The 25462-nt window shown below is 37.8% G+C and carries 23 protein-coding genes; 14 read left to right on the forward strand and 9 right to left on the reverse strand.

All coding sequences use genetic code 11. The features are described from left to right. Positions 1-94 precede the first annotated feature (94 nt). Genes GNP81_RS02930 through GNP81_RS02940 form a run of 3 tightly spaced genes read left to right on the forward strand, consistent with a single transcriptional unit; the run spans position 95 to position 4850 of the window. The gene (locus GNP81_RS02930) at positions 95-2278 is read left to right on the forward strand and encodes a TonB-dependent receptor plug domain-containing protein (protein WP_155674151.1); all 2184 of its coding nucleotides are present in this window, start codon (positions 95-97) and stop codon (positions 2276-2278) included. A 2-nt stretch (positions 2279-2280) separates the two neighbouring features. Further along, positions 2281-2862, forward strand: a complete 582-nt coding sequence (locus tag GNP81_RS02935) for a YfiR family protein (protein ID WP_155674152.1) — start codon at positions 2281-2283, stop codon at positions 2860-2862. Continuing rightward, on the forward strand, positions 2859-4850 hold the full coding sequence (locus GNP81_RS02940; protein WP_155674153.1) for a sensor domain-containing diguanylate cyclase: 1992 nt from the start codon (positions 2859-2861) through the stop codon (positions 4848-4850). Before GNP81_RS02935 ends, GNP81_RS02940 begins: the two co-directional genes overlap by 4 nt. Here GNP81_RS02940 and GNP81_RS02945 read toward each other — a convergent pair. Continuing rightward, positions 4831-6132: a diguanylate cyclase domain-containing protein gene (locus GNP81_RS02945; protein WP_196587388.1), complete on the reverse strand. Its 1302-nt coding sequence runs from the start codon at positions 6130-6132 to the stop codon at positions 4831-4833. The genes GNP81_RS02940 and GNP81_RS02945 overlap by 20 nt on opposite strands. A gap of 240 nt (positions 6133-6372) precedes the next feature. Here GNP81_RS02945 and GNP81_RS02950 point away from each other — a divergent pair, with 240 nt between their 5' ends. Next, entirely contained in the window at positions 6373-6903 is a 531-nt protein-coding gene (locus tag GNP81_RS02950) for a DUF2975 domain-containing protein (RefSeq protein WP_196587389.1), read from the forward strand. 11 nt (positions 6904-6914) lie between these two features. Beyond that, complete coding sequence (locus tag GNP81_RS02955; protein WP_005421814.1) at positions 6915-7127, forward strand: helix-turn-helix domain-containing protein; 213 nt, start codon at positions 6915-6917, stop codon at positions 7125-7127. A gap of 63 nt (positions 7128-7190) precedes the next feature. Here GNP81_RS02955 and GNP81_RS02960 read toward each other — a convergent pair whose 3' ends face one another. Beyond that, positions 7191-8090 carry a LysR family transcriptional regulator gene (locus GNP81_RS02960; RefSeq protein ID WP_196587396.1) on the reverse strand — a complete coding sequence of 300 codons (900 nt, stop codon included), beginning with the start codon at positions 8088-8090 and terminating at the stop codon, positions 7191-7193. A 165-nt stretch (positions 8091-8255) separates the two neighbouring features. On the opposite strand from GNP81_RS02960, the gene GNP81_RS02965 reads away from it, so the two are divergent. Then, positions 8256-8975: an SDR family oxidoreductase gene (locus tag GNP81_RS02965; RefSeq protein ID WP_011262955.1), complete on the forward strand. Its 720-nt coding sequence runs from the start codon at positions 8256-8258 to the stop codon at positions 8973-8975. Between the two features lie 141 nt (positions 8976-9116). On the opposite strand, the gene GNP81_RS02970 is transcribed toward GNP81_RS02965, so the two are convergent. Further along, the gene (locus GNP81_RS02970) at positions 9117-9533 is read right to left on the reverse strand and encodes a VF530 family protein (RefSeq protein ID WP_063646273.1); all 417 of its coding nucleotides are present in this window, start codon (positions 9531-9533) and stop codon (positions 9117-9119) included. Between the two features lie 201 nt (positions 9534-9734). On the opposite strand from GNP81_RS02970, the gene GNP81_RS02975 reads away from it, so the two are divergent. The 3 genes from GNP81_RS02975 to GNP81_RS02985 are packed head-to-tail and all read left to right on the forward strand — an operon-like array spanning position 9735 to position 11564. Beyond that, positions 9735-10655 (forward strand): permease, encoded by a 921-nt coding sequence (locus GNP81_RS02975; protein WP_162200288.1) that lies wholly within the window; start codon positions 9735-9737, stop codon positions 10653-10655. A gap of 55 nt (positions 10656-10710) precedes the next feature. After that, on the forward strand, positions 10711-11106 hold the full coding sequence (locus GNP81_RS02980; protein ID WP_155674157.1) for an ArsR/SmtB family transcription factor: 396 nt from the start codon (positions 10711-10713) through the stop codon (positions 11104-11106). 8 nt (positions 11107-11114) lie between these two features. Further along, positions 11115-11564: a pentapeptide repeat-containing protein gene (locus GNP81_RS02985; protein ID WP_196587397.1), complete on the forward strand. Its 450-nt coding sequence runs from the start codon at positions 11115-11117 to the stop codon at positions 11562-11564. 99 nt (positions 11565-11663) lie between these two features. Here GNP81_RS02985 and GNP81_RS02990 read toward each other — a convergent pair whose 3' ends face one another. The 3 genes from GNP81_RS02990 to GNP81_RS03000 are packed head-to-tail and all read right to left on the reverse strand — an operon-like array spanning position 11664 to position 16860. Then, complete coding sequence (locus GNP81_RS02990; protein ID WP_155674159.1) at positions 11664-14726, reverse strand: efflux RND transporter permease subunit; 3063 nt, start codon at positions 14724-14726, stop codon at positions 11664-11666. Next, entirely contained in the window at positions 14726-15787 is a 1062-nt protein-coding gene (locus GNP81_RS02995) for an efflux RND transporter periplasmic adaptor subunit (RefSeq protein ID WP_155663746.1), read from the reverse strand. Before GNP81_RS02995 ends, GNP81_RS02990 begins: the two co-directional genes overlap by 1 nt. After that, positions 15787-16860 (reverse strand): efflux RND transporter periplasmic adaptor subunit, encoded by a 1074-nt coding sequence (locus GNP81_RS03000; RefSeq protein WP_011262948.1) that lies wholly within the window; start codon positions 16858-16860, stop codon positions 15787-15789. The genes GNP81_RS02995 and GNP81_RS03000 overlap by 1 nt, the downstream gene beginning before the upstream one ends. Positions 16861-17102: 242 nt before the next feature. Here GNP81_RS03000 and GNP81_RS03005 point away from each other — a divergent pair, with 242 nt between their 5' ends. The 3 genes from GNP81_RS03005 (at position 17103) to GNP81_RS03015 (ending at position 19694) form a co-directional block, all read left to right on the forward strand. After that, positions 17103-17843, forward strand: coding sequence for a TetR/AcrR family transcriptional regulator (locus GNP81_RS03005; RefSeq protein WP_155674160.1), 741 nt, complete (start codon positions 17103-17105; stop codon positions 17841-17843). 5 nt (positions 17844-17848) lie between these two features. Then, positions 17849-18727: an AraC family transcriptional regulator gene (locus tag GNP81_RS03010; protein WP_155674161.1), complete on the forward strand. Its 879-nt coding sequence runs from the start codon at positions 17849-17851 to the stop codon at positions 18725-18727. Between the two features lie 112 nt (positions 18728-18839). Further along, positions 18840-19694 (forward strand): nuclear transport factor 2 family protein, encoded by an 855-nt coding sequence (locus tag GNP81_RS03015; RefSeq protein WP_155674162.1) that lies wholly within the window; start codon positions 18840-18842, stop codon positions 19692-19694. A 68-nt stretch (positions 19695-19762) separates the two neighbouring features. Here the strand turns inward: GNP81_RS03015 and GNP81_RS03020 are convergent, their stop codons facing one another. After that, on the reverse strand, positions 19763-20827 hold the full coding sequence (locus GNP81_RS03020) for a DUF1214 domain-containing protein (protein WP_196587390.1): 1065 nt from the start codon (positions 20825-20827) through the stop codon (positions 19763-19765). 145 nt (positions 20828-20972) lie between these two features. Between GNP81_RS03020 and GNP81_RS03025 the strand changes: the two genes are divergently transcribed. Next, positions 20973-21917 carry a LysR family transcriptional regulator gene (locus GNP81_RS03025; protein WP_155674163.1) on the forward strand — a complete coding sequence of 315 codons (945 nt, stop codon included), beginning with the start codon at positions 20973-20975 and terminating at the stop codon, positions 21915-21917. Positions 21918-22262: 345 nt separating this feature from the next. Here the strand turns inward: GNP81_RS03025 and GNP81_RS03035 are convergent, their stop codons facing one another. Continuing rightward, positions 22263-23102, reverse strand: coding sequence for a LysR family transcriptional regulator (locus tag GNP81_RS03035; RefSeq protein WP_155674164.1), 840 nt, complete (start codon positions 23100-23102; stop codon positions 22263-22265). A 34-nt stretch (positions 23103-23136) separates the two neighbouring features. Next, positions 23137-24024, reverse strand: coding sequence for an AraC family transcriptional regulator (locus GNP81_RS03040; protein WP_155674165.1), 888 nt, complete (start codon positions 24022-24024; stop codon positions 23137-23139). 204 nt (positions 24025-24228) lie between these two features. Here GNP81_RS03040 and GNP81_RS03045 point away from each other — a divergent pair, with 204 nt between their 5' ends. Continuing rightward, positions 24229-25434 (forward strand): sugar efflux transporter, encoded by a 1206-nt coding sequence (locus GNP81_RS03045; RefSeq protein WP_155674166.1) that lies wholly within the window; start codon positions 24229-24231, stop codon positions 25432-25434. Positions 25435-25462: the final 28 nt, after the last annotated feature.

The following is a 25462-nucleotide window of genomic DNA, read 5'->3' on the forward strand; positions in this document are numbered from 1 at the left end:
TCTTAAACTTAAGAATTACATCAAAATATACAAAATGGGTATTCAGTTAATACCTTATATTTATTTCAGTTATATTTGGTGTTAATTCAATATCATGTCGATGCTATCTCGTGCTCCATTTTTGTATGCTTTATGTATCTTTGTGTCTTCACCCGTTATCGCAAACATAGATAATGAATTTGATGATCTTGATGCATTACTCAATATGCCACTTGAATCGCTAGCCGATACGAAAGTCGTCACTGCAACCAAAACATCACTTAGTCTGTCAGATGTTCCAGCTTCTGTTCATGTAATCACTTCCAAAGAAATAGAACGTTCTAGTGCCCGTTCTATTGCCGATGTATTAATTCTTGCTCCAGGGCTTCATGTTGCCAAATTTTCCGATTACGACTGGACCATTTCAGCTCGCAGTAAAAACCAAGGTGAAAATAATACGCTTTTGGTCATGATAGATGGCCGAAGTGCCGTTAACCCAATGTACTCTGGTGTTAACTGGGATACTTTACCTGTCAGCCTAGATAGTATTGACCGTATTGAAGTGGTCTTAGGCCCTGTAGGTACAATGTGGGGAGGAAACGCGGTTAATGGTGTCATAAATATCATTACAAAAGATGCAGAAAGCGCACCTAAAGCACAATTAAGTGCTTCGACAGGTAATTTTGACTACAAAGAGTTTAAAGCTCACCACAGCGGTCAAATTAGCGAAAACACACATTTATCTGGCTATATTGAATCATTACAACACTCACCGTTTACTGATACTGATGAACATTTTAAAGAGCTTAGACACCTAAAAGTATTAACCGAACGTTTTGGGATGCGCGCTGATTACCAAAACTTACAAAATACGGTTTCTGTTCAGTTTGGCGGGATCCAGTCTCGTGAAGATTATCAGTGGCTAACTTATACTCCTGCTTTTCTTGATCCTACGACACATAAAAATGACTATGATGTGTTTTTAACTGAAATGAACTCACAAGAGTTATTTGCAGGTTTCCAATACCTTCACGAAAAACTAAACGGTAACCAATGGGAAAACCAACTATGGGTTACTCATAGTGAATCTGATAGCACCAATGAACCAGCAAGTTTTACTCGCATTGATCTTGATACTCGTTACACCTTTAATACTCAAGATTGGGGAATATTAACACTTGGTGCAAATGCTCGTATTATTGATGAAGAGTACGCTCAATTCTCTGAAAAAGAGCAGTACTTCTCACCTTATATTCGCACCATTGATGATCATAAGTTCTTAAACCAAAGCTATGGTTTTTATGCAAACTGGGCTGTTGATGTAACTGATTCAACAGAAATCACACTAGGTAACCGCATTCAATATGCCAATATTACTGAAGAGTGGTACTCACAACCTCAAGTTCGTGCATTACAAAAATTAACGGACAACCAACGCTTATGGATGGGTTGGGGCCGAGCAGTCATTACACCTTCTCGTTTAGAGTTAGATACACAGTTTCAAGAAAACAGTTATTGCAGTAGTTGTGCTTATACCGTCAATCCTGATGGTAGCGTAAATTATTATGACTACATGATGTCCTATCATTACTTAGGTAATCGTGATTTAGACATGGAATCTGTTGATACGTATGAAATTGGTTACCGTTATTGGCAAGATAATCAATTCCAAGTAAGCCTAAGCCTATTCTATAGTCAGCATGATAATGTTAGAGCTTATAGAGGTCTCGGAGGAAGTCGATACTTTACACCTGATAGCTCTCAGCATTCTAGCGGCACAATTATTGATGATATGTTTGCTCAATTAGTTGACCCTCTCTCCCAAGAAACCATGGGAGGAGAGGTGAGTATCCAATGGCAACCAATCGATGTCTTGCAAATCAATGCCAATTACAGCTATAAGACAATCGAGGGAGATTGTAACGGCTCTATCTGTGGTTCAAATGAACTGCCTATTTTAGATCTAGAAAATACGCCTCATCACTATGCCACACTGCATGTGATGTGGGATATTCATCCAACAGTCTGGGTTTCATCAGTAGTGAATTATGTTTCAGCATCAGAACCTGACGAAGCATTAATTCAAGCGTATCAATCTTATGGTGACGATTATACGATCTGGCCAGAAGTCATTACACTTGATATGTCGATTAATTGGCAACATAAACCAACATGGCCAAGCATAAAATTAAGTGCTGAGAACCTAGGTAGTGACCAATTAAAAGAATACCCAGAGCAATTTGGGCCATTTGCAAATGGTACTCAATACTATGCTGAATTAAGTTGGAATTTTATATAGCCATGTTCAAAACAAAAACACAGGCAAATTTATCCACACCGTTATTTTATGGGCTTCGCTCTAAAGTAATAGGCTGCCTGCTGCTTTTACTTATAAGTTTTAATCTCAAAGCTAACGATAACAACATTCAAGACCATAATTTGAAAGCGGTTTATTTATTTCGTTTTGCTTTTTTAACCTCCTGGGGTGAGTTCGCCCCAAACAATAAACAATTTAATTTCTGCAGTGAATTAGATCTAGATGTTAGTAATACATTACAAGCATTGATAACCAAAAAACCAACACAAGCTAACTATATTCCCTATTCATCCGTAAAAGATCTCGAACGAGAAACGTGCCACGTCATTTATCTCTCGACTCAAGACCCTAGCATTATCAATACATTTAAAATCTCGCAACCACACGCACTGTTGATCGGTGATGGCCAGCCGTTTATTACAGCAGGTGGAATGATTGCTTTCATTAAAGTAAATAATAGAATTAAACCTTTGATCAGTTTACATAATATTAAACCAACAGAGCTTTCTCTTCGTTCACAATTATTGTCAGTTTCTGAAATTGCAACCAATGAGGGGTCATTATGATACTTCAATGGTTCAGCGCTTTGCCGTTACGTAAAAAAGTTATCTACCCTATTTGGACATTACTAACCCTTAGTACGATGATTCTTGGCGCAAGCGTCGCCCATTTTATGGGTGTCACTCACAGTGCAAATTTATACACTCGAACCTCTATTTTAGCTCAAGGTATCGCAAGTAATTTATCAGGGGCATTAATCTTTAATGATAAGCAAACGGGTTTAGATCAAATGAATGCACTTTCCTTTGATCCTGAAGTGATAGCTGCTCGAGTTGAGCATATTAATAACGAACCTTTCGCCAAATTAGATAACTTACCTGAAAACTGTTCATGGCACGAACGAGATATCCAATGTTCACACTCAGTCTTTTTTGCAATTACACACCCAATAACATTAGATAATGAACACCTTGGTAATCTGACAGTATGGGCCTCAAAAGACAGCATGTTTGAACAACGCAATCAGATTTTAACCATTTTCTTAATTACTACGGTTATCTTCTCACTTTTAGCGTTATTCTTTGCACACAGAGTACACCGATTAATTGCCACGCCTTTATTGTCTATATTTAATTCAATGCAAACAGTTATCAAAAAAGGGGTAACAGAACAAAGGCTGCATATTGTTCATCCTGACGAAATTGGAAAGCTCACTCATTGCTTTAATGAAATGCTTGATAACTTAAGTCAACGTGACTCTCAATTAACACTTGCATTTCAAAGACTTGAAGATAAAACTCATTACATTAATCAAGTGTTAGATTCACTTGATCAAGGACTATTAGTTGTCTCTCCTAACAAAAAAGTAATTTATCATAATCCCGCAGCTCGTTTATTGTTGCCTCAAATTCAGCTAAATAATGATGAAATGACGTCTCTTAATCAGCAGCATATTGAAAATTTGTTGTCTGATTTTGAACCAATAAACCGATTAACTCTGCTTCGTGAATGCATCGAAACACATCAACGATTAGAACCAACAACCCTTCGCCACCAAGGTACAGGGCAACAATATCAAATATCGACTTACCCGATTGCGGGTGAAAATAACTCATTAGTACACATAGAAGATATTAGCCAACGCTATTTCATTGAACAACGTCAACGAATGGCTGAAATGATTTTTGACCAAAATCCAAGTTCAGTAATTGTTGTAACAAGAAAAATGGCGATAGAAACTAAAAATAATGCATTTATTCAAACATTTGGAAACATCACCAATCTAAATCAACTGCATTTACGTCAACCTATCGAGCTCAATACATCGGTATTAAAACAGGTGCTAAAAGTAGGTTATTTTAAACTTCAAACAGATGTTACAAGTCAGTTTTTTTCAAGAAAGCACGGTAACAAATCACATTGGTTACCTTGTTTACTTACCATTAAATTAATCAAAAATGGCGATAATAAAGTAGAGTCATTTGTAATATCACTTAATGACCAAACTCAAGTAAAAGAGCTTCAGCGCCTTAACTTTGAAGCCAACCATGATGGGTTAACACAATTAGCTAACCGTCAAAATGCTTATAAACAGCTACTTAATGCACATAAAAAACAGAAATCCGTTTATCTAATCTTCCTTGATTTAGATGGATTTAAGGCGGTAAATGATACTTATGGGCATCAATGTGGTGACGATTTATTGAAAATCATTTCACAACGCTTGACCAATAATGTTTTTGAAAACGATCTTGTCGCTCGTCTATCTGGCGATGAATTTTTACTTGGTTTGTACTTAACAAATCCGAGGGTAGCGACTCAAGAAATTAATGCTATTTTGCAACGTATCTTAAATGCAATTAGCTACCCTATTAATATTAATGGAGCCACTCCTTATGTATCAGCAAGTATTGGAGCATACTACTGGTCTGGTAACGATCAGACCCCATTAGAAGAGGCTTTAGAAAAAGCTGATAAGGCCATGTACCAAGCTAAACTTTCAGGAAAAAATCGTTACCATATAGCAAAAGAAATCAATCCGTTTCTCGTTTAAGCATAATAGGGGCAAACTCTTTATATGAGTTGCCTTTATCTTTTTTGGCCTCATACATGGCGATGTCAGCAAACTTTATTAGCTCTTCGCCATCAATGCTGTCATCAGGATAAATAGCAACACCGACACTAGGGGAAATAGATAGAGATTCACTGCCAATATTTACGGGAAACTTAAACTGCTCTAATAATTTCGAGGTAAGCTTTTTCACCCCAGAGCATTGAGCTATACCTTGACCAATAACTAAAAACTCATCCCCACCAAGACGGAATACATTATCACGACATCTAACAGTATCAGTTAATAGTTGAGCCGTTTTCTTTAAAACCTCATCACCCACATCATGACCTAATGTGTCATTAATCTCTTTAAACTTATTTAAATCAAGAAAATATACGGCGACTTTCGTATTGGTTTTTGCTGCTTGATGAAGTGCTGCTTGTAATTCAGTATTAACCATACTACGGTTTTTAAGCCCAGTAAGTTCATCATGATGCGCTTTGTAAGTTAGCGCTTCTGTTTTTTCATGAACAACTTCATTCATTTGATAGAAAGCTGATAATAACTTACCCATTTCATTTTTCTCGACGATATCCGCAATATCAAGCTTATGGCCTTTTTGCATTTTCTTCGTACTAAATAGCAATAATTTTAATGGGTCAAATACATTACGCTTCATAAAGAAAAAAGATCCTATTGCCAAAAAGATTAAAAAAGCAATTTGCATTTTAATGAGGGTAACAAGTTGACTGCGATTCTCTTTAAAGTCACCTTTTCTTTGCTCAAGTAACAATAACTCAATATTAGTAAACTGGTTTAAATCTTCTCTTAAATCATCCATATAAGCTTTACCTTTATCTTCTTTGACAAGAGATAACGCTTTAGGCAATTGTTCTTGTTGCACTAAATCAATAGTGGTTGCTAACTCTTCAAATTTAAGAGTCATTGATTTTTCAATGTATTTAAGAGCTTCTTGTTGTTTTTGATTGTCTTTTGTTAACTCTTGTAAAGTAGACAATAGCTGCTTGGATTCCGCAATTCCTGTATAGTAAGGCTGCAAATAGTGAATCTCTTGGGTCAATAAAAAACCTCTCTGACCCGTTTCTGCATCTTTCATACTACTCAGTAATTTTTCTGAATTAGTAATAACATTATGAGTATGAATTACCCATGCAAGCTTCTCTTCTCCATAAGATTCAAGCTTAAATGTCAAAGCTGAACTTGTAATAGCCACAGAAAACAGCACTAATAAGAATAAAATCAGTTTTAATCGAACACTCATACAACACCGAAACATATAATTAACAATCCAATGTATTGTATACTAACAATTATTGATAAAATTACTAATAAATACTTAAAAAATGAGTGATTCAATTAAGAAATTAAGAACAGGAAAATTAAACCTTTAACATTAACGCCGTAAAGAACGATAAAAACTTATCGTAAAACAATAAATATTTATTGTTATTTATTTAAAATAGACATATATTCTCATCACACACACTGAATGGGAAATACCATGAATAATTTAAATCACATCCAATCTTTTAGCTCAAAATTACTTATTGTTTTTGGGTTTGCTTTTGTTGCTTTGCCACTAATGGATACCGTCCTTTGGTTTGCTGCTACTCTTTATAACTCGCAGTCATTCCAGAGTACGTTTCCTATTGAAGTTACTCTTCCACTCTCTTTTTCACGTTCTATGCTAGGTTATCTGCCAAGTATGCTACCAACACTATTAAGCTGTGCGATTCTATGGCAGTTAATTCTTTTATTTCGTTTATACAAAAAAGGACAAGTTTTTACCCTTGATAACACCATCAGATATCGTAAAATCGCTAACATCTTAATTATGATGCCATTTGTTCAAGTGTTATCCGATATACTACTCAGTATCGCACTTTCTTATACTGAAGATAATGTGGAAGGAGGCTTTAACATTTCAGACAGCGAAATCAGTATGTTAGTAATTGGTTTAATCGTACGAGTTATCGCAAAAGTAATGGAAGAAGCAAGCCTTATTCGTGAAGAACAAGAACTCACAATCTAGAGACAATATATATGCCTATCGTTGTAAACCTCGATATCATGTTAGCCAAGCGGAAAATGCGCTCAAATCAGTTGGCTCAATTAATTGGTATCACGGAACAGAATTTATCTGTGCTAAAAAATAGCAGAGCAAAGGCAATAAAGTTCTCAACCTTAGAAGCCATTTGCAAACATTTAGAGTGTCAACCTGCGGATATTTTAGAATATCAAGCAGAGGAAGAATAAGACCATCCAACAATAAAACGCCATGATTCACTCAAGTGTGCTTCATGGCGATTGTAATTATGTTTAAGTAAATAAAGAGTCTGAATACTGTTTCACAAAATCAATAAAGGTTCTTATTCTCTTAGGCTGATAACGATCTCGATGATAAATCGCAGAAAAATCAACGGTTGGAATTCCCCATTCTTCAAATACTTGCTCAAGCTTTTTATCATCTAATTCTTGCTGACAATAAATCAGTGGTACCCGAATAATACCATTACCAGCAATAGCCCCTGCAACCAAGACTCGTCCATTTTTACACTGTAAATTTCCTTTAATCGATACATCATAATGTTCCTTATTAACTAACGATTGGAAATGCCACTTACGAACAGAACCGGTTAAACAATGATGTTGCTGCAATTCTTTAGGATGTGAAGGACGACCATATTGTTGTAAATACTTTGGACTGGCTAATGTTCCCATCTCAATATCAAGTAATTTCTTCGCAACAAAACCTGAATCCTCAAGACTGCCCATACGAAAAGCAATATCAAACTCTTCTTCAATTAAATCCACTCGATTACTACTAAAATCTAAACTGATAGATACATCTGGGTACTGCTGCATAAAGGCATTAACGATATCAGCCAGAAATACCTCACCTAAATAACCACCCACACAGTTTATTTTTATCTCCCCTTGCACCTTTTCAACATCATCCACAGCAGAAAGCAGAGCTTGATCTATAGTATGAAGAGCTTGTTCACATTGATGATAAAAATGCTTACCCGCTTCCGTTAAACGTAGCGTTCGAGTTGTACGAATTAATAACGTCACGCCCATTTGTTTCTCTAGGCTACTTATTTGGCGTGACACATGGGAACGAGAGACGTCGAGAGTTTCCGCCGCCTTAGTAAAATTCCCTAAGCGAGCAATAAGAACAAACGAGCGGATATCGGTAAGGTTAATGCGATTGATCATCATAGTTAACTCTGTAGTAATTGACATCTTATTGTTGCAGTACGGCAACAGAGTTTCAAGTAAATAGCTATATATCAACAATAAGAGTCGCAGTAATATACATCCATCGCAACAAAACAGGGGTTTAAATCCCGTTGCTTATTGAATTTATTGAGGAAATAGAAGATGAAAAAATTAGTTGTTATTACAGGTGCAAGTTCTGGTATTGGTGAAGCAATCGCTCGTCGTTTAAGCGATGAAGGTCATCCTCTACTTCTTCTTGCTCGTCGTATTGATCGCCTTGAAGCACTTAACCTACCAAACTCTTTATCTGTAAAAGTAGACGTAACAGACAAAGCCTCTTTTGAAGCTGCTATTGCTCAGGGCGAAGCAAAGTTTGGTCCTGTAGATGCTATCGTAAACAACGCTGGTGCAATGCTTCTTGGTCAAATTGACACTCAAGATGCACAAGAGTGGAAAACCATGTTTGATGTTAACGTTCTTGGTCTTCTAAATGGTATGCAAGCAGTTCTTGCGCCTATGATGGAGCGTAACAGCGGTACTATCATTAACATCAGTTCTATTGCTGGTAAGAAAACGTTCCCTAACCATGCAGCTTACTGTGGAACTAAGTTTGCCGTTCACGCTATCTCTGAAAACGTGCGTGAAGAAGTGGCTTTATCAAACGTTCGTGTAACAACAATTGCACCGGGAGCGGTTGAGACTGAACTTCTATCTCATACGTCTTCTCAAGAAATTAAAGACGGCTACGGTGAGTGGAAAGAAAGCATGGGTGGCGTACTAGCTGCTGACGACATTGCTCGTGCAGTATCTTTTGCTTACCAACAACCTCAAAACGTTTGTATTCGTGAAATTGCGCTAGCACCAACTAAACAGCAACCATAGTAGGCACTAACTTACTAATCAACGCATCATTAAATAATAAACACAAAAAAGCCAAGCTTGAATTCCCTAATAATTGAGGAACTTGCTTGGCTTTTTTATTTTGTTCAAACTAAAGAGTCACATCAATTAATGACGTATATCTTATCGGCGATAGTTACCACCACGGTTAGAAGTACGAGCTTTATGCGCTGATGCCGCTTTTGCTTGTGATTTCAAAATCGAATCAACCGTCAATTCCATTGGCTCTTTTGGTTCAAGACCATGTGGGAATGTACGAGCACGTGGCGGTTTGTCATATTCAAGGTTAGATGCACGAGGCATACGCTTAAAACGGTACAGGTAAAAGTTTTCTAGCTTCTCTCTCGCCCATTCTGTTTTCTTTAGGTATTTAACACTACTTGCAATTGATGGGTTCGTATTAAAACAGTTCAAACGCATTGCTGTATCTAGAATTTCCCAACCGTAAAAATCAACCAACTCTTGTAGCAAGGTTTCTAACTTAAGACCGTGTAATGGGTTGTTTTGTTGCAGTTCAATTCTTTCTTCATCAGTCATCATAACGAGTTCCTAAGTATCGGTTGTTCAAACAGGGTGAATAGGCGGCGAATTATACAGAGTTATCACTCAAAATATAGTATTAACACATGAAAACAAATCAACTCATGTATTGCCTATCTATTTTTTAAAAAACAAAACGCTTGCACAAATGCGCATATGTACTTATATTTGCATTTCTTTTACTTATTAGAGATTCAAATTTTGGATGCGAAACTAGCTATTGCTTTAAACGAGTTCTTTTATGTTGCTAAAGGCTTAGTCGTTATTATTGCTATTGTGTCAGTACTAACAGGCTTAATGCGTGAATATATACCTCAAGATAAGCTTCAGAAAACGTTAACTAAACATGATAGATGGGGAAGTCTATTAGGCGCCTTATTCGGCATGTTGACTCCATTTTGCAGTGCCGCTGTTGTACCTGTCACGATGGCAATGGCATCAATGGGAGCTTCACTTGGTACCGTCATGAGCTTCATCATTTCAGCACCATTGTGTAACTTCATTGTTTTAGCCATGATTTATGCTGCATTTGGTTTTAAGATCACTATCGTTTATTTTTTGGTCACATTCACTGCCGCTGTTCTTGGTGGTTTCTTAATTTCCAAATCACCTTGGAGAAATGAGATTAAACGAGGAGGTGAACTAGAAGATACTAAAGCTAAAGGATGCAGTGGAAATAAGCCCAACACTTGCGGTGCTGCACCATCTTCAAAATCAAGAATGCGAAACGCAATGAATGGCGCGCTTTCTTTATTCAAAAGAATCATTCCATACGTTCTGCTAGGCGCAGCAATTAGTGGGTTCTCTGCAGCTTACTTACCTGCAGACTTAGTCGAGAAATATGTTGGTGGTGATGGGTTCCAATCAATTGTTATTGCTTCATTGATTGGTATTCCACTTTATTTACGTATTGAAATGGCAATTCCTCTACTTAATGTATTGATTGCTAAAGGAATGGGACTTGGTGCTGCATTAGCATTAATTATTGGTGGTACTGGTGCCAGTTTGCCTGAAATTGCGCTAGTATCAGCGGTTCTAAAAAGAAAAGCGGTCATCGCTTTTGTGGGGATAGTATTAACTACCGCGATTATCGGTGGTGCCATCTTCCAATACGTAATATAAACATATCGCGCCACTACCGTTAGTGGCGCAATAATCAACATAAAAGGTAGCACCCATGATGGATGAAAAATATATCGACGCGTTAAAAGCACTGTCAGAACCCAATAGATTGCGTTTGTTTTGGTTGTTTCTTCATGTCGATGAATGTATAGCTGTTGCTGAAGCACTAGATATCATTGGTGACACTCAATACAACGTTTCACGTAATCTGAAGATGTTTTATCGAGCTGGGCTTCTTAACCACCAAAAGAAAGGCAAATGGGTATTTTATACTTTAAAAGAACAAGCAGCTCCTCACTGTAAAGCATTGGTAGATTCGGTTCGATTTTTACCAAAAGATGAATTTGAAGAGGTAACTAGACGTTGTGTATTACGATTGTCACTTCGAGTAAATGGTGAATGCGTATTAGGAGCGGATACAGAAACATGGCAGAAAAAATTAAATGAGTAGACACAATGATGAAAAAACTCACTCAAACTGAACTTGATTATATTCTTCAACAACACTCTCTTTGGTTACAACATCAAGGAGGCGAACGTGCTGTTTTAAACAATACCGATTTAAGTCATCTTAACCTTGAAGGCGCGGTTCTTCATCGCGCAAATTTGACTCGAACTAACTTCACTAACGCTAACTTATTTGACGCTGATATGAGTGATGCTGACATTACTTATGCGATATTTAAAGAAGCCGACCTCAACAATGCAAGCTTTAGAGACGCCGATTTACGTAATGCAAATTTCAGTTATGCACAAATGCCAAATGTCGATTTATATCGCGCTGATGTTTATCGTGCTGACTTTAATAATGCAAATCTAAATGATGATGCATTTAATAAACCAACAATAGGCAACACCATCATGACATTACGAGGTTCTGGTAAATCAGAGTGTCTTGCTTTTCATTAAAAGAGGAAGGGTTAAGTGCAGACTTTAAACAAAAAAAACAATCACTGTGAATAATACAACACAGTGATTGGTCAGATAGGTTATCTAAAATAGCAGTAATTAAATAGTTTGTGCTGCTGGCTTTATCTTAAATAAAATAGCGAACATAACAGGCACCACAATTAAGGTTAATACGGTAGCAAAACCCAAACCAGCCATGATGGTTATCGCCATTGAGCTAAAAAACGCATCAAACAGTAATGGGATAAGCCCCAAAATTGTCGTCAATGCCGCCATACTTACGGGACGAACACGACTAATAGCACTGTCTACGATAGCAAGGTATGGATCTTTACCTGACGCCAATTCAAGGTTGATTTGATCAAGCAAAACAATACCATTTTTCAAAATCATTCCACTTAAGCTCAATAGCCCCAAAAATGCCGTAAAGCTGAATGGCATGTTTGTACCAAGCAAACCAAAGGCCACACCAATAATAGACAGTGGAACCGTAAACCAAATCACTAGTGGTTTTTTAACCGAGTTAAATAGCAACATGGTGATAATAAACATAAATAGGTAGCCCATTGGTAATGAACCAAATAAAGACTCTTGTGCATCTTTAGACGATTCATATTCACCACCCCACGTAATCTCATACCCTTCAGGCAATGGTAATTCCATCACTTTTGGTTGAATACGCGCTAGCAGGCTTGCTGGAGTATCATCACTTAATAAATCATGATCTGCCATTACTGTGATCGTACGTTTTCTATCACGACGCTGAATCAATGGTTCACTCCAATCTAAATTTACTCCATCAATTACTTGATCTACTGGAATATAAGTTTGAAGCGATGGACTCCAGATTTTTACGTTTTGTAAAGATTCAAAATCCACACGTTCTGACTCTGGTAAACGTGTCACGATCGGCAATGTATGAGTACCATCACGCAACATACCTAACGTAGAGCCACCAAACGCCATTTGTAATGTGTTCGATAAGTCTTCTTTTGAAATACCTAAACGACGCGCTTTTGATTCATTAAATATTGGCGTAAGTTCCTTTGTTCGCTCACGCCAATCATGTCGAATATTTCTCGAACCTGGATCCGTTAATATAATATCTTCAACATTTGTAGCTAAGTTACGTAAGATTTGAGGATCTGGTCCTGAAATTCGAACTTCAATTTTTGATGCTGGAGACGGGCCAAACTCCATCATTTTGAATTGGAATGTTGGCTTATCAAAGCGTTGATCTAATGAATTGGTTAGGTTTTCTAACAAGCTAAACATTGATTCGCGATCTGTGGTTCGGATCTGAAATTGTGCATACGCTTCATAGCTTTTTTCTGGTTGATAAGTTAGCGCAAAACGCTGCATACCTTGACCAATCGACGCTGATACAAACTCAATGTTGTCTAGCTTATTAATGTAACTCTCAACCGCTTCTGATTGCTTAATTGTCTCACGAATATCAGTGCCCTCTGGCATCCACATATCCACATAGAACATTGGCGTGTTTGATGCTGGGAAGAATTGCTGCTTCACATTACCAAACGCCATTACTGCGACAACAAGTAGACCCACTAGCGATGCCACTGTTAACCAACGGAAACGTAATGCCAACTTAAGCGATGAACCAAATGCAGTAAATAAGAACCCTTTGTAAGCGTCTTCTTCTACACCTGTATTTTTATCTTCTTCTTTCAATAGCAAGTCAGCTAAGAATGGCGTGATTGTGATAGCTGTTACCCAACTTAAAAACAGTGAGTAACACAACACCCAATACAAGTCCCCCATGAACTCACCGGTAGCATCTTCTGATAAACCTATCGGAGCAAACGCAGCAATTGCTATAACTGTTGCACCCAATAAAGGCCATTGCGTTTGTTTTACAATATCCGCAGCTGCTTGAACTTTGGTTCGTCCTTTTTTGAGACCAACTAAAATCCCCTCAACCACTACAATGGCATTATCAACCAACATCCCTAGCGCAATGATCAGCGCACCTAATGAGATACGGTGAAGATCAATGTTGTTGTAGCTCATTAAGATAAACGTACCAAACACGGTCAGTAGTAACACCACACCAATAATTAGGCCGCTTCGCATCCCCATCGCAAACAATAAAACAACAATAACGATTGCTACTGCTTCCGCTAAACTAATAATAAAGTCACGAACAGATGTATCAACTTCTTGAGCTTGATTATAGAAATAGCTTAACTCAAGTCCTGCAGGTTTGATCGACTCTAAATACGTTAGCTCTTCTTGGACACGTTGACCAACTTCCACCACGTTCACACCTGACGCAAAAGATAGTCCGATATTTAAGGCATTTTTACCATTAAATCGAATAATGTTGCCCGGCTTTTCTTGTAAACCACGAGTGATCGTTGCAACATCCTTTAGACGGATAAGATTACCAGTATTACGACCATGGATGATCAAATCCCCCAACGATTCAACAGTAGTTAATGTTCCACTTGGTCGAATCGTTAAGCTTTCTCCATTCACTAATACTTCACCTGCTTGAACCACATTGTTTTGTTGATTCAATAAGCCTGCAACCGTATTCATATCTAGATTAAGGGCTGCTAGGCGATCCAACGAAATCTCTACAAACAGCATTTCTTGTTGATCACCCGCAATCGAGATCTTACCAACACCATCAATAAGCTCTAATTCACGAGTTAATGTGTCAGCATAACGCTTAAGTTCAACGTAATTATAATCGTCTCCAGTAAGCATCATCATCACACCAAACACGTCACCAAAATCATCAATGATTTGTAAAGATTGAATACCTTGAGGCAGAGTTGGTTTTAAATCATTAATTTTTCTACGCATTTCATCCCAGATTTGAGGTAGTTCATCTGGGCCATAGTCCATTTTCATGCTCACCATAATCTGTGACATGCCATTGGATGAGGTCGACGTAATTTTATCAATATAAGGTAATTTACGGATCGCTTTTTCTAACGGGTAGGTTAGTTCTTCTTCCACTTCTTTTGACGTTGCTCCTGGATAGGTAGCAACAACCATTGCATCTTTAATCGTAAATGCAGGGTCCTCCAAGCGTCCTAAATCAAGAAATGAAGTAATACCGCCAATCGTTAAAATGGTAATAAATAACCAGCTAATGACTTTATTTTTAATTGAATATTCAGCAATGTTCATTAGTGTTGATTCTCCATTAGCATTACTTTTTTACCATCACGTAGCTTTCGTAAATTTGAATTAGCTAAGACATCACCTTGTTTGATACCAGAAGAAACAATCGCGCCTTCGCCACTAATTTTGCGGATAGTTACAGGCACTTTAGTTGCTTGCCCATCACGTATGCTCCAAACATAGAACAGACCTGATTTTTGACCTGCTTGTAATGCCGTCACAGGCACTTGATAACCATCAATTGAAGTGATCCCTGCTTCAACCATATCAACATTCACTGTTGCACTGGTTCCCGGTAAGATCTCTACATTAGGCTGCGGCATAGATAGATACATTTCATACGTCTGAGTTTGAGCATTTGGCTCGCTTGTGTGCTCCAAATACTTCATAGAGTAAGAGTCTGATAAACCAACAAACGTTGTCATCGGATGGTAAGAATCTCGATTTGTCTCAGGGTTTATCATGGCTAACACGTTATCTGAAAGATCAATACGCACGTACACTTTATCGTTTTGATACACATTCATAATCGGCTCGCCTGCTGCAGCTCGTTCAAACTGCTCTTTATAGACATCAAGCACTTTACCGTTAAACGGTGCAACAAGATGGGTATAAGCTAATTGATTTTTTGCCGCACGATACGTCGCTTGAGCCAGCTCTCTATTCGCAAATAATTCATCAAGTTCAGCTTTTGAAATCATAGCTCGGCGGTTCAATTCTTTACCACGCAAGTACTGTTTTGACGCTAACGAATACTGTGCCTTAGTATCATTAACTGCTTGCTTTACCTTACTGTCTTCTAGCTTTGCAACCAGTTGTCCTTGTTTAACCACATCTCCGGCTTTAACCAACACTTCTTCGATTTCACCCGTTACTCGAAACGCTATCGGTGTTTGCTCAGCAGGCACAACTTGCCCTTTGAAAGAACGAAATTGTTGAGTCACAGGTGCATTTACAGTAACACCTGAAATATAAAGTGGTTTACTTTGTTCTGTTGTATTTTCTTCTTGGCAACCAGTTAATATAAACAAAGTTAATACAAGCAATGAATATAATGAACGATTCATTAAATACCTTCCTCACGCTGCCATGCTTTCACCGTTTGACCTTCAACAAGACTATCAACACCCGCAATAACGATGTAATCATTTGCATGTAAACCAGAAATAACTAATCCTTGCTCATTTAATGGCAACGTTGTTTTCGTTACTGTTTTCGTCTCTTGGTTCATTAACCATACTTGTCCTTGATTAAGGCCTTTATTTACCCACGCACTCTGTGGTAACTGTAAATAATCAGAACTTTTTTGTTTAGGTATATGAACCTGACCAGTCATGCCAGTTAACAGATTACGGCCTTGTGGCAATGTCATCGTTACTATGGCTTCATAACTATTGGTGTCTAAATTGGGTTGAGTGGAGATCTCTTTAAATCTACCTTTAATTTCATTGTTAGGCTCATTATCCATCGTCACCCACATATCACTGCTGATTAACGCTGGAATAGAAATAGAATCTACATAAGTAATTGGCAATGTTACTGATACATCCAGTGTTGAATTATCAATAAGATTTAAGATCTCTTGTTTTTCACCTACGATCTGATGTGGTTTTACATAGGTGTAAGAAATAATGCCTGAAAACGGTGCGTGAATTTCGGTATAACTTAAATCTGTTTTTGCTTGCTCATAGTTTGCCAATGCCGCTTGATATTGCGTTTCACGCTGGTCGTAATCATTGGTACTGATTAGCTTCTTGCTGTATAAACTCTTAGCGCGGTTCCATTGTGTTTTTGCTAATGAAAACTGAGCGTCAGCGGCATCTAATGCCAATTGCAGATCGTTTGGATCTAGCGATGCCAATAACTCACCTTTCGTTACCGCTTGCCCCATCTTTACTTTGATGTCAGAAACTTCACCACCTACTTGGAATGATAACTGCGCTCGATACGTCGCATCGATACGCGCAAGAAAAGCATCAGAATCAGCCATAGCAAGATCTTTAACTGACAACAGTTTTACTGGCTTAATCGTTTGATCCGTTGTTTCTGATACTGCTTTTTCACAACCAGTAAGCATTCCTGACAAACTTAGTGCTATTACAGCACCTAGGAATGTGCGTTTTATATTTTGTTTTCGCACAATGTTCTCCACTCAATATTATTTACTACACAGCTGTGCAGTATAGTTTTAATTTGAAGTAGATCAATATATTTTACACTCGTGCAGTAAAATAATTAAAAAGTGCATTTTTAAGTACGCGTTAGACGTTGAACTTGATATGCTTAAGCCATCAATACGTCTTAAGCTGCTCAGAAATCACAGTTATTAGCAACTCTTAATTCGTATATATTGGTAATTAACGCACAAGCTAAGGGTGAGTAATGACAGAGAAAAAGCAGGGAAAAAGAAGTACCGAAACTGCTGAACAAACAAAATGTCAAATCTTAATGGTTGCGGCAACGATGTTTGGTGAGTTAGGTTACGAACGTGTATCACTGCGTAATATCAGTGAAAAAGCGGGCGTTTCTCATAGTCTTATTCGTCACCATTTTGGTAGTAAAGATATGATTTGGAAAGCAATTTGTGATGCTTGTGATAAACATATGCAGACCTATCTACACGCTATCATTGCTTCTCTGCCAACAGACAAAACGCCGAGTTATCGTATCTACTTATTCATTGTTAAGTTGTCTGCATTCACCTTAATGAACCCACAACCAATCAAAATGATTGCCGATGCCATTCGACAAGATGATAACGCATTACTTGAGTATTTTTTAAAAACAAAATGTGAATTTGAATCTATATTCAAAGACTTATTTGAAGAATACAACCAAGTAAATCCAGAAAGTAAACTCGATATATGGGAAACAAAATGGCAAATGCTGATCTTTTCTCATGGGGCTTCTAGCTTAACGCCAATGATGTCTGAAACCTGGCCGCAATTTGCAAATAACCAAGAAAAACTATTATTGCAACATTGGAACTTATTCAATCAAATTATGGTTGCTAAGTTTTCAGTGACAAAAGAAGAAATGCTGTGCCCGGCTGAACTTAGTGAGTTATTAATTGATGTGGAATGCCCATTAGAGCAAGAAAATCTTATTGTTATCAATGAATAAATAATATGAATATACCTAACATTACATTTAATCACGATAAAAATAATAAAGCTGAATTCGAAATAATAGAACTCTCTTCCTTATATGAAAGAACAACACTTTCTCATTCACCAGAAGCTCCACACCGCGTCTCGTTTTTTATGGTTATTCATATTGAACGAGGTGAAGGTAAGCATATGGTAGATTTTGAAAAATACCCTTTTAGTGCTGGCTCTATGATTTTTGTACAAAGAGAGCAAGTCCATGCGTTTGATTTCTCTTCTAAGCCTCAAGGGAAAGTGCTTCTATTTACTCAAACCTTCCTTGATCATGTTCATATCAACATGCGTTTACCTAATTACACACCAACACATCTTAATCATCAGCACACACCACTACTAACGCTTGATCTTCAAAACAATCAACGCAGTCACACCTTAATTAATGAAATGATTGCCGAGATCAAATTAAGTAATTCTGATCCTCTAATCATCATGTATCTCTTTTCTGCTTTAGCTCTGTTGCTGCATCGTTTACGCCCAGAAATGCGCCACGATAAATTATCAACAGAACAAAGCATAAAGCTAGCGAGATTCTTTACCTTGATGCAAAAACACTTTCAACAAATCAGAGATGCCAATTGGTATGCAAACCAAATCAACACCACCTATAAAACCTTAAATCAAGTGTGTAAACTCGCTACCGGCTTAACCGCAAAACAAATGATCGATGCGTTTGTTGTAATAGAAATAAAGCGACGCTTAATTATTACCAATACCGCATCACAGCAAATTGCTTATGACTTTGGATTTGAAGACGCCAGTAATTTCGTAAAATACTTTAAAAAACAAACATCACTCACTCCGGCACAGTTCCAAAAACATTATATCAAAACTGCTCTGTGATTTTATTAATCTCAACTCGGTTCGATATTCACCATTTTTAAGCCCATATCCACTCTGCACAGGTAATTGGAATCTCTCTATTATTGCTCTCAAGCCAACAGAGGACAATAAGATGAAAAACACAATTAAAAGCACAATATTAGCCACAAGCATTTTAAGCCTAGCAGCATCTGCAAACACTGATACACCAGAGCAATTAACCAATAAAGAGAAAGCCGTTGCGGTTATTTCAAGTATTGAAACAGGTAATCCAGATGCAATTAGCTATATAAACCCTAATAAATACATTCAACATAATTTAGCTGTGGCTGATGGGTTAGAAGGCTTTGGTGCTGTACTGCAGCAGTTGCCTAAAGGAAGTGCAAAAGCCAATGTAATTCGCTCACTCCAAGATGGTGATTATGTTGTGACTCATACTGAATATAACTTCTTTGGTCCAAAAGCTGGGTTTGATGTATTCCGCTTTGAAGAGGGAAAAATCGTCGAACATTGGGATAACTTACAAGAGTTAATGCCTAAAAACGCCAGTGGTCACACACAATTAGATGGCACTACTATCATAACGGATTTGGATAAAACAGAAGTAAACAAAGCGATTGTGGCTGATTTCGTAAACACCATTTTAATGAATGGCGACATGGAGAAAATTAACCAATTTATTGATAACGAAGACGATGCTTACTTACAGCATAACCCTAATATTGCAGATGGTTTGAGTGGTTTAAGCATCGCGTTAGGTGAATTGACAAAAGCGAATATGCCAATGTCATATACAACTAATCATAAAGTATTGGGAGAAGGGAATTTCGTACTTTCTATCAGTGAAGGAATATTTATGAACAAGCATGTGGCTTTTTATGACTTATTCCGTCTAGATGACGGCAAGATCGTAGAACACTGGGACACGATTGAAGCGATCCCTGAAAAATTGGAATGGAAAAACAGTAATGGAAAATTTGGATTTTAACTAAAAAAAGTAATAAAAAGCCGTTAGAGAATATCTAACGGCTTACTCATTTCTGCGGTTTATTTCGCTTACTGCGCTTTCACCATTGGTAAAACTCGATAACCATCGATTCGAACTTTATCGCTTGGTTGGTAATGACGAATACCTAAGTTAAATACACCAGAATCATTTGCTGTTTCGATATTATTTGGTGCATCAGCACCACAGCCAAAGCTTACGGTATAGGTGCCATCTTTATTTACCGTCGCCGTATTCGAGCTTACATTCGCAACATCATTAAACATAAAGCCTGCTTTGTTATACACAGTGATAGACCAAAACGCTTTATTCTTAGGATCTTCAAACGTTGCTTGATAACACGTGCCTGTTGGGTAGTTACCTGACACTTCATAAATATTATCAATCATTTGAGCCCCGCCCCAACCAATAGCAGCCCCTACCTCATACTTTTCTTGAGTGAATAATTTCGTCGATTCATCATTAAATCCAGTAAACATGCCTGTTAATGCAGCGCTGCCATCACGTTTATTGATCATTGGCATTTTAGCTTTTAGGCTATCCTCTACCTTTTTAAATGAGGCTTGATTTACGCTTTCAGAAGTAAATAGTTCTGCACTGTTCGCATTGATTTTCATTTGGTCTTGATACATTGCCGCTTCTTTTTCAGTAAATGTCGCATCAAGACGAATCACTAAATATAAATGCTTACCCGTATGCGTTGATAAATCAAACGTGCCACCACCGTAATACATTGGTTGAATGTGGTGATCTTCTGTAATGGGTTGCACAGAGATATATTTACCTTCTGGCAATTCGGGCATAGTCACTGTTGCCCCTTTTGATACATCAACAACAGCCATTGAGTAATAAGTATCACGGTTCATCCGAACCACAGGCTGTGCATCTGTTGGTGTAAGCTGGCGTTTATGTAAAAACTCGTTCACGCCTACTAAATCTTGATTTTTAAGGATCTGATGAGAAGTTTCATCTGTTGGGTATGTCTGAGTTGTCACCATTTTTCCATCAGCGGTAAAAAATCCATCTAAATTTGTCGTAGGCTGAGCAGCCGAAACACAAGTTGCCGTAACCATCGCGCCTAGTAAAACACTTTTTGTAATTAAGGAAAATTTCATTTAATAGCTCCTCAGCTGTTATTCAATTCTGTTGGATTGATTAAATAATAGTCTGGAACTTTCATTTATAGAAATCATAAGATCACATAACTGATATGCTATGATGTAATATCACTGTTTGTTATTAATACAATTAAGGGGAAGTATGAAAACACTTGAACAGGAGCTTTCTAGAGTTGATCTCAATCTACTTGTTTCTCTCAGCGTCTTGATCAAAGAAAAAAATGTATCAAGAGCAGCTGAAAAATTGTATTTATCTCAACCCGCAATGAGTCGGATCTTAGGTCGCCTGAGAGAATTATTCGATGACCCTTTGTTTTATAGAGAATCAAATGGCTTACAGCCGACCGCTAAAATCTTAGAGTTAGAATCACAACTCGATAACCTCTTATTCTCTATTGATAGCCTAATAAAGAGTTCTAATTTTTCAGCAAAAACATGTGAAAAAGCCTTTCGACTATCGACACCACCTCTTATGAGTAAATTACTCACGGCACCGTTAGCCAAAGCAATCCATGACATCGCACCAAAAGTTACCCTTGAAGAGTACCCTTCTGCTATCGACCCTATTTTATTGCTAAAAGAAGGCCATGTTGATTTCTCAATACACATTGAAGATATCGTTACCAGTGATGAATATCGCTCAGAGAAGATCGGTTATACCTACCCTGTTATTTATGGTGCTTCAGATCATCCTTTATTAAAAAAAGAAAACATCACTATTGATGATTGCCTTGAATACTCATTTGTGGAGTTGTCATTGGATATTCGCTCGACAGGTGAATATCTTAACCCAATAGATGTAGAGCTAAGAAAACAAGGGAAATGCAGAAGCATTGCACTTAAATCAGGGCAGTTATCGACATTAATTGAATCAATTAAAGGCACTGATAGACTCATTATTGGGGGGCATTTACTAGGACAAGACCCTATTTTAGGTTCAAGCTTTAAAGCAATAAAAACGTTTGATAGCAAACCATATACTGTTGGTATTTATTTAATAGAGCACAAAAGAACGCTTACTAGCTCGCCTCATCGCTGGTTAAAATTGATGATCAGTGAGTCAATAAAGAAAAGCTTTCAAGATTAATAAAAAAGAGGATAAAGCGGTAGATTAGGAAATTTAGCGGTCAAGTAGAGGAGTTCTGTTAGCTCACTAACCTATACTTGTACCGCTGGCAGTGTATTTATATCTCGCTCAGCTATACATTAGGGGCAATAATTAAAACAGCGATAATAGTAGCGATTAGTGTGCGAGGAATAAGAACATCTTTATCAATTTTCATCAAACAACTCCGGTTTACCTGTAACTAAAATAAATCTAATTTTTCATTAAAGATGAATAAATTAGACTCTAATCAGGTAATACTATGATGCTTGATAACGAGAAACTATTGGTCACTGACTATTCAATACATAGTTTTTATCTATGTATTTATCGATGCAGTGCATTTAGCCTAGCCTTAATCTGCTCACGTATGTATTTATGTGTTTTATTACTTATATTACGACGATGATAAATAAGCTTTATCTCATACGGTTGAAGTGGAAAAGGAGACTCTAATACCTTTAAACCGAGCTCTTGAGCTAAACCAAACATACTTTCAGCCACAATGCAGATCGCATCCGTATTCCTCACACTCAACAATAAGTTAGATGGCCCACTCACTTCACGAACAATGTTACGCTCAAATATCTCATCAGGACGAGTCTCAAACGCACCCACATTCTCATTTTTTAATTTAAGCATGACATGCTCAGCTTGGTTAAATTGCTCTAAACTTAATGAGTTTCCCGTAATGCTTGGGTGATCACATCGACAAGCAAAGGCAATATCCAGCTTACCCAAACTCTCACTCACAAAGGTGTAATCCGTCACGGTAATATCATCAATCAAAATATCGATTTCACCTGAGCGAATTTTATCGAGCATTTGGTACTCAACCGCTGGGCTTTCTGTCAGCAAGGCATCGTCCATATCAGGCAGAGATTGCAATACGATTTCTGGCGCGCTGATAATCAAACGACGTGGAGACTCCAAGGCCACCACTAATTGCTCCATAATAGGGCGAACTTGGTAGGCTAATGAATGGGCTGCATCGGTTGGCTCAAGTGAACGCCCTACTTTTAGAAATAATGGTTGCCCGTAACTCTCTTCAAATTTTTTAATCGCACTGCTCATTGAAGGCTGGGTAATATCCAAATGATCCGCCGCTTTTGTCACGCTACCAAAGTCATACACTGCCAAAAAATGTTTGATAAAGTTTAAATTCATTTCGCTTCCCTACTCTAGATTCATGAAGAAATGCTTAATTAAATCGGCGTCGAAACTCACTCGGCGTCATGTTTTTTAGTCCTTTAAACTGACGATTAAAGTTCGATATGTTTTTAAATCCTGTTTTCTCTGCCACCAACGTAACTGGTAAGTTAGTACTTGCTAATAGTTCACACGCTTTACCAATACGGTATTGCTTTAAATGATCAGAAAAACTCATTCCATAATGCTTCTCAAACATTCGATAAGCCGAGCTCTCACTCATATGGAGTCGCTTACATAAATCAGAGATTTTAATTGCATCACCATAATGCTTTTCTATATAGCGAGTCGCCCTCTCAATTCGATGATTTAATTCAGAATCGTCCGAAAGAGGTTTAATTCGATAGGGTGTAGTTGATAATTTTTTTGCTTTCGCATCATCAGAAAGACTAACTAATACTTCAATCACTTTTATCGCCTGTAAATGGCGATCTGGCATATTGGATTCTTTTAATAACTCCGATACTTTTAGCGCTGTATCTGGACTAAACGATAAACCATAAGCAGAGTTATCTAATAACCGCTTTAAGTTACGCGCTTCGGGGATCAATGCCATTAAGCGCTCAACCCAATGATGAGCAAACCAAATAATTACCGTGTGATGCTTCGACTGCTCTAATTTTATGCTTCGCCCTGCCACCATATGAGGTAAACCCGGTCCATAAAGAAACAGAGAGTTATGGTGGATATCACCAATTGCATCTCCTGCAAAATAACTGCCTTGAAATGCCTCATCAGGGTCGAGATACAATACCAATTCATATTCAGAATGATAATGCCAAGAACACGCAAACTCATTGTCTTCGACACGACAACGAAACTCTCTTACTATCCAATCAAAACTAGGTACATTTTGCACGTGTTCTTTAAATGGTTTCATTCTTGGCCTTATAATTAATACCATTCGAAATTAGTCACTTTCAGGCTAATCGTGTAAGCATCATCTGTCAAAGAAAGATAACAAAATGACTGAATAGTATTAGAGGTAGCTCGAATAACATCAATCTCCTTCCCTATCTTTGAGTAAACTACGCCTAAATAAAACGGTTAAATCACATTCTATTTCGTACACTGGAGCTTCACTATGCCGCAAAACAAGAAGACATTTTTGTTTATTTTTATCGCCTTTATTACCGGACTTTGCAGTGCGTTTTTTTACCCACTATCAAGCTTGTTTATTGTAGAGGAGTTGGACGCATCACCAATGATGTTAAGCCTGTATATGACGCTCGCGGTCAGCAGTTCCGTAATCGTATCTCAATTTATTGCCAAACGCTCAGACACGCATTGGAACCGTAAAACCATTTTGATGGTATCTTTAGCAAGTTACTTAATTTTGGTCGCCAGCTTTACCGTTATTCGTGATTATTGGTTAGCAATTACGATGGCAGTAGTCTTTGGTAGCGTCAGTGGCGCTTCATTTGGTCAACTGTTTGCCCTAGGCAGAGAATATGGTGACAGACACGTATCCAACAGCACCAGTTTTTTAGCAAAGATGCGTGCAGGCCTTGCCATTGCGTGGGTATTTGGTCCGCCAGCCGCATTCATGCTTAAAGCACAGTTTGGCTTTAGTGCTGCGTTTGTGGTCTCTGCCATTACGGTCTCTATTGCGATATTAATCATCGCTAAATTTATTCCTGATAATGTGGTGACAAAAGAAGAACGAACTACAAACATTGTTGAGCATAAACCGTTAGGTCGTATGGTGATTCTCTATTGCTTCATCATTGTGTGTGCGTTTTCTGCCAACAACTTATATATCACTAGTATGCCTCTGTATCTTTCACAAGAGCTGCAAGTGGATGTGAGTTGGTTAGGCTTAATGTTTGGTATGGCGGCAGCTTGTGAGATCCCAGTAATGCTTAGTGCAGGGAAAATGGCTGAAAAACTAGGTACAACGAGAGTGATGACACTTGGTGTTCTATCTGGTGCTACGTTCTTTCTTGTTATGTTATCAACCACCAGTTTTGCAGGAATGCTAATTGCTCAAATACTTAATGGTTTCTTCATTGGTGTGTGTGCCACACTTGGTATGGTCGCACTGCAAGACATGATGAAAGACCGATTAGGTACCGCTTCTACCCTGTTCTCAAATATGCTGAACATCAGTGTCTTGGTATCAAGCGTGATGGTTGGTGTTGTGGGTGAGTTATACAACTACTACAGCGCACTGTATTTATGCCTTATTGGTGCTGTTATGGCAACAGTATTACTGATTGTATTTGAGATATTAGAGAAAAAACAGAAGGTGATGATTGAAGGTCAATGTGCGGTGGCTGGAGAGATTTAGGGTTAATACGATTTAAACGTTGGGGTAA

The organism is Aliivibrio fischeri, assembly GCF_009727955.1.
Classification (GTDB): Bacteria; Pseudomonadota; Gammaproteobacteria; order Enterobacterales; family Vibrionaceae; genus Aliivibrio; species Aliivibrio fischeri_A.

Excerpts from the sequence above, each read along its gene's own strand:
- GNP81_RS03005 (WP_155674160.1), top strand. The coding sequence starts at position 17,103 with ATGACAGAGAAAAAGCAGGGAAAAAGAAGTACCGAAACTGCTGAACAA.
- GNP81_RS02940 (WP_155674153.1), top strand. The coding sequence starts at position 2,859 with ATGATACTTCAATGGTTCAGCGCTTTGCCGTTACGTAAAAAAGTTATC.
- GNP81_RS02960 (WP_196587396.1), bottom strand. The coding sequence starts at position 8,090 with ATGATCAATCGCATTAACCTTACCGATATCCGCTCGTTTGTTCTTATT.
- GNP81_RS03020 (WP_196587390.1), bottom strand. The coding sequence starts at position 20,827 with ATGAAATTTTCCTTAATTACAAAAAGTGTTTTACTAGGCGCGATGGTT.
- GNP81_RS02950 (WP_196587389.1), top strand. The coding sequence starts at position 6,373 with ATGAATAATTTAAATCACATCCAATCTTTTAGCTCAAAATTACTTATT.
- GNP81_RS03010 (WP_155674161.1), top strand. The coding sequence starts at position 17,849 with ATGAATATACCTAACATTACATTTAATCACGATAAAAATAATAAAGCT.
- GNP81_RS02965 (WP_011262955.1), top strand. The coding sequence starts at position 8,256 with ATGAAAAAATTAGTTGTTATTACAGGTGCAAGTTCTGGTATTGGTGAA.
- GNP81_RS02980 (WP_155674157.1), top strand. The coding sequence starts at position 10,711 with ATGATGGATGAAAAATATATCGACGCGTTAAAAGCACTGTCAGAACCC.
- GNP81_RS02995 (WP_155663746.1), bottom strand. The coding sequence starts at position 15,787 with ATGAATCGTTCATTATATTCATTGCTTGTATTAACTTTGTTTATATTA.
- GNP81_RS02985 (WP_196587397.1), top strand. The coding sequence starts at position 11,115 with ATGAAAAAACTCACTCAAACTGAACTTGATTATATTCTTCAACAACAC.
- GNP81_RS02990 (WP_155674159.1), bottom strand. The coding sequence starts at position 14,726 with ATGAACATTGCTGAATATTCAATTAAAAATAAAGTCATTAGCTGGTTA.
- GNP81_RS03025 (WP_155674163.1), top strand. The coding sequence starts at position 20,973 with ATGAAAACACTTGAACAGGAGCTTTCTAGAGTTGATCTCAATCTACTT.
- GNP81_RS03040 (WP_155674165.1), bottom strand. The coding sequence starts at position 24,024 with ATGAAACCATTTAAAGAACACGTGCAAAATGTACCTAGTTTTGATTGG.
- GNP81_RS02930 (WP_155674151.1), top strand. The coding sequence starts at position 95 with ATGTCGATGCTATCTCGTGCTCCATTTTTGTATGCTTTATGTATCTTT.
- GNP81_RS02970 (WP_063646273.1), bottom strand. The coding sequence starts at position 9,533 with ATGATGACTGATGAAGAAAGAATTGAACTGCAACAAAACAACCCATTA.
- GNP81_RS02945 (WP_196587388.1), bottom strand. The coding sequence starts at position 6,132 with ATGAGTGTTCGATTAAAACTGATTTTATTCTTATTAGTGCTGTTTTCT.
- GNP81_RS03035 (WP_155674164.1), bottom strand. The coding sequence starts at position 23,102 with ATGAATTTAAACTTTATCAAACATTTTTTGGCAGTGTATGACTTTGGT.
- GNP81_RS02935 (WP_155674152.1), top strand. The coding sequence starts at position 2,281 with ATGTTCAAAACAAAAACACAGGCAAATTTATCCACACCGTTATTTTAT.
- GNP81_RS02955 (WP_005421814.1), top strand. The coding sequence starts at position 6,915 with ATGCCTATCGTTGTAAACCTCGATATCATGTTAGCCAAGCGGAAAATG.
- GNP81_RS03045 (WP_155674166.1), top strand. The coding sequence starts at position 24,229 with ATGCCGCAAAACAAGAAGACATTTTTGTTTATTTTTATCGCCTTTATT.
- GNP81_RS03015 (WP_155674162.1), top strand. The coding sequence starts at position 18,840 with ATGAAAAACACAATTAAAAGCACAATATTAGCCACAAGCATTTTAAGC.